This window comes from Pedobacter sp. 01T416_2, assembly GCF_056398925.1.
Window position 1 is genome coordinate 1 of the sequence record NZ_JBFTQI010000458.1, and the last position, 4,778, is coordinate 4,778.

Sequence of the window (4,778 nt, forward strand, 5' to 3'; positions counted from 1 at the left end):
GTTGAGGAGTCAGTAGTCCGAAGTCTGGAGTCGATTAAACGATTAATAAATACACTGATTCCTCAATCGAAATGTCAGCCTGAGGCTTAATTTACTGCATAAAAAATCAAGATAATTGACATTTAATTATCGGTCTTGTGCAATATGCTATTCCCCTCTTTCAGAGGGGTGTCCGTAGGACGGGGTGTTTTATTAGTCCTAGCCGGACGGGCTTTTTTCTTTTTGATGTCAAAAAGAAACAAAAAACACCGGCTGAAAATTTTTCTTTCGAAGCCAGTAGATTGGCTTGGGCAGTGCAGTCCGAAAAATTTGTTAGGCCGGATTTAAGTAGAACGAGGATACGGTGCTAAGGCCTAGTTGGGCGGAAATACAAAATCAACATAAAGCACTCATATTTAAATAATTACAAAATAACATCAATAATAGTAGAGTCGAAGGACAAATAATATTTAGTCAGCAGTTGATGAAACGACATATAGTTAACCGACTCAGCAATAACAGAACAACACAATACTTGATTTATAATTTTTTAAATGTAACTTTGTTGCATTGAAATATTCAGTGTACACATATCGCAAAGAAATTTTTGCCCGTATATGGGCGGTATTGCTATTGGCGGTATTTCTTAATGCAACACTAATCGAAAGCCTTCACCATCATGGCGCCGAAAAAACCGGTTACAGCAAGCAAAGCTGTAGTGAGGCGCACCTGCTTAAACAATTGAGTTCGGCAAAGCTAAAATGTAAATTGTGCGAGGTATTGAAACACCGATCGCACTTTTTCGATTTTCCTGCTCCTATTACATTTGCTTTACGCGTAGTTAAACCAACGATTAAACCTTGCGTTTACCTCATGAGGCATCCTGTTGCTTACATCTTATGCTGCGCCAATAAAGGCCCACCTAGCCTAATGGCTTAATCTTCATACAAGAAGTTTCTTTTCATATCCTTCAAATTTACTCTGTTTAACGCACATGCCTGTTTGGTATGCGCCAATATTTTATTATGCTTCAAGCCATTTCATTATCCAAAAATTATCAATCTTACCGCGCCTTAAATCAGCTTAATTTAACCGTTAATCCCGGTGAAGTATTTTGCCTGCTGGGCCAAAACGGTGCCGGAAAAACCACTACCATTAATTTATTTTTAGGTTTTATTGAGCCCAGTAGCGGAAAAATCTTAATCGACAACGAAGAAATCTCCTCGCACGATGACGAACGGCGGAAACATCTGGCCTACATTCCTGAGGTAGTTATGCTTTACAGCAATCTTTCGGCGATCGAAAATCTCGATTACTTTTCTAAACTGGCGGGGTTTAACTATGGTACTTCAAGCTTGATCGGTTTTTTAAAGCAATGTGGTTTACAGGAAGCTGCCAACTACAAACATTTATCGGGCTTTAGTAAAGGCATGCGTCAAAAAGTAGGTATCGCTATTGCACTGGCCAAAAACGCAAAGATTATTTTAATGGATGAGCCAACCAGCGGGCTGGACCCAAAAGCTACAGCAGAATTTACCCAATTGGTTAAACAATTAGCTGCCGAAGGCAAATCAATTCTGATGGCTACGCACGATATTTTTAATGCAGTAAATGTGGGTTCGCACATTGGCATTATGAAACAAGGCGAATTAATCCATACACTTAAAGCCAGCGACATCACTGCAGCTGATCTTCAGGAATTATACTTACAAACTATTTAAAAACAAATCTATTTCATGTACTTAACATATAAAGGCTTTTCTATTTTCCGTGCGCTCTGTTTGCTATTGCTCTTCAGCACATTTAGCCTGATCGCTTTTGCTCAGATTAAGGTGAGTGGAAAAGTGATCGATACCCAAAACCAAGCTATCCAAAAAGCTACCATTAAATTTAAGAATGGGAAAGATCAACTGAATACAAGTAGCGATTCGCTCGGTAATTTCTCAGTTGTTTTACCTAAAATGGCCAATTATACCATCACCATTAGTGCCATAGGCTACAGCACTTTTAATCGCATTTACTTCGTTAATGGCATTGGTGATCTAAAACTGGATGTAATTGTGCTGCAAAGCACCAACGAAGAATTGCAGACCGTTGAAGTGGTTGGTACCAATGGCAAAAAATACTATGGCAACTACTCTTTTTCGGCCACTAAAACAGCTACTTTGAACAAGGACATCCCACAGGCTATTTCTTCGGTTTCGAAAGAATTAATTGCCGACAGGCAGGCGGCTGTACTGGCCGATGCGGTTAAAAATGTAACCAGCGTATCACAAAGCAGCTATTACAACCAATTTTCGATCAGGGGAATCAACCAGAACGAAGAGGGTGCTATAATTAATGGCATGCGTACCCGCCAATATTATTTTAACCAGCCTTTGACCAATAACCTGGAACGGATAGAGGTAATAAAAGGTCCGGCGAGCGCTACATTTTCGAGTGTAGACCCAGGGGGAAGCATTAATCTGGTAACCAAAAAACCACTGACTGAAGATCGCAAAGAGATTAGTCTCTCGGCCGGAAGTTTCAGTACCATTAGAGGCGCTTTAGATTTTACAGGCCCTCTAAATACAGATAAAACGCTGCTTTACCGGCTTAATGTAGGTTATGAAGACAGTAAAAGCTTCAGAGACCTGCAATACAGAAAGGGTTACCTGATTGCCCCTTCTTTTTCGTACATCCCGAACGATCGAACCAGCTTAAATGTAGAAGTGGTAATGAACAACAGCAATTCGAGGTTAGACCGTGGACAGGCTATTTTTGGTGCAATTGCTGGTAAAACAGAGCTAAAAAGTACACCGATCAGTTTCAATATGGGTGCCAGTAACGACCGTTTTAACAGCCAGGATTTAATGTTGATGACCAATTTTTCGCATAGCCTCACACAGGATATTGTATTTAATGTGGCCTATATGAAGCAAAACTGGAGCGAGGATCTTTTAGAACATAGAACTACCAACGCTTTTGGCGTTGATGAAAACAATCAACCTATCCCTACGTTAGCAGCCATGCGTGCCGTTCAGCGTCAGCAAAAATGGCGAACCGACAATCTAAGCACCTATTTCAGTATAAACACCAATACTTTTAGCTTAATCCACAAGCTGGTAATCGGGTACGATAGAATAAACACCCAGAAACTGCGGGGCGGTGGCGAAAACTCGGCTCAGGGCTACCGTTTAAAAGATGGAACCATTGCAGCTAGGTACGATCCCACAAAGAAAGACCTCTATTTATTTAAGGTTGTAAATGGTATAAATGCACCAGTGCCCAATGTAGAGCACTTTAATCTAGCAAACCCAAGCTATACCATTAAAAATTTAAGCGATTACGTTTTTACCAAAACAGAAATTCCAGCTGCATATAATTTGGTTAATGCAGTGTATCTACAGGATCAGATAAAATACGATCAGCTTACCTTAACATTGGGTTTACGACAAGAGTGGTACGAGGATTACAGCAATTACAAATTGGCTACCGAAAAGAAAATTTATCAGCATAAGCTTTTGCCAAGGGCCGGAATTACCTATGCCATAAACGCAAACATTAACCTTTACGCAACCTATTTACAAGGGTACCAGCCCCAAGGTAATACCTCAACCCTGGTTATTGTTCCACCACCTGCAGGCACCAATTTTAAACCTTTAGAAAGTGATTTAAAAGAGATTGGTGCAAAATCCGAATGGTTGAATAAAAGTTTAATGGTTAACATTTCGGTATTCGAAATCAACCAGAAAAACCTATTGATGAATGCAAATGATCCATTGAATGTAAACCGCCTGATAGAACGCGGTGCCCAACGCAGCCGCGGTGTCGAATTCGAAGCCTCTGGTTTTATCAGGTCTAACTGGCAGTTTAATGCGGGTTATAGTTATGTCGATGCCATTATTAAGGATGATTTTAATCCTGATTTAATTGGTCAAAGGGTGCAGAACACGCCAAAACACAGTGCCAGCTTATGGACACGCTACAACTTTGAAACCCTTAAGCTAAAGGGAATAGGTTTTGGAGCAGGTTTACAGTACAGTGGTACGAAACTTCCCTTGTACATCAGAGATTTTGTACTGCCTGCTTATACCCTGTTAGATGCCGCGCTCTATTATTCGTCTGCTGGTTCTAAAGTGCAACTGGCTGTAAATATGAATAACATTTTAAATAAAACCTATTGGGTTGGCGCACAAAACTATCTACGCCTTTTCCCCGGTACACCAAGAAATGTAATGTTTAACGTAACCTATAGAATATAATGCCAAATAGAATAAGCACTATAGCCAAACAAACTTTTAAAACCGCCCTTAACAATAGGGCTACCTTAGCCTTAACCCTTTTATTAGGTTTATCACTTGGTTTGGCTACCTATGTAGGCTGGCAGAATTTTAAAACACAAAACAATCAGCGCCTGCATTATAAAGAATTGGTTAGGGCACAATGGCTGGCAAAACCAGATAAACACCCACACCGGATGGCACACTATGGTTACCTTGCCTTTCGCGAGAAACATGAACTGAGTTTTTTCGATTTTGGGATAGAAAGTTTTGCAGGTGTATCGATCTTTTTAGAAGCGCATAAACAAAACACAGTAAATTTTAGTGAAGCAGGTTTTTCTAACGGAATGTTGCGCTTCGGCGAAATCAGTGTGGCCATGGTACTGCAACTCCTGGTGCCACTTCTCATTTTCTTCTTAGGTTACAACAGCATTTCAGCTGAGCGCGAATCGGGGACATTAAAGATCCTGCTATGCCAAAATGTAAGCTGGAAACAGCTCCTCTGGGGCAAAACATTGGGCATAATTGGTGTTTGTT

The 4,778-nt window shown here is 40.4% G+C and carries 4 protein-coding genes; all 4 read left to right on the plus strand.

Annotated elements, in window-relative coordinates:
• The first annotated feature begins 561 nt into the window (after positions 1–561).
• Entirely contained in the window at positions 562–918 is a 357-nt protein-coding gene (locus tag AC1DPQ_RS17895; RefSeq protein ID WP_477585122.1) for a hypothetical protein, read from the plus strand.
• A gap of 86 nt (positions 919–1,004) precedes the next feature.
• Positions 1,005–1,700, plus strand: coding sequence for an ABC transporter ATP-binding protein (locus tag AC1DPQ_RS17900; RefSeq protein ID WP_477585123.1), 696 nt, complete (start codon positions 1,005–1,007; stop codon positions 1,698–1,700).
• A 15-nt stretch (positions 1,701–1,715) separates the two neighbouring features.
• Complete coding sequence (locus tag AC1DPQ_RS17905) at positions 1,716–4,223, plus strand: TonB-dependent siderophore receptor (RefSeq protein ID WP_477610417.1); 2,508 nt, start codon at positions 1,716–1,718, stop codon at positions 4,221–4,223.
• Positions 4,223–4,778, plus strand: a 556-nt coding sequence (locus AC1DPQ_RS17910; protein WP_477610418.1) for an ABC transporter permease, incomplete at its 3' end; no start/stop codon positions are given. The genes AC1DPQ_RS17905 and AC1DPQ_RS17910, both read left to right, overlap by 1 nt.

Coding starts and splice junctions, on each gene's coding strand:
- AC1DPQ_RS17900 (WP_477585123.1), top strand. CDS start 1,005: ATGCTTCAAGCCATTTCATTATCCAAAAATTATCAATCTTACCGCGCC.
- AC1DPQ_RS17905 (WP_477610417.1), top strand. CDS start 1,716: ATGTACTTAACATATAAAGGCTTTTCTATTTTCCGTGCGCTCTGTTTG.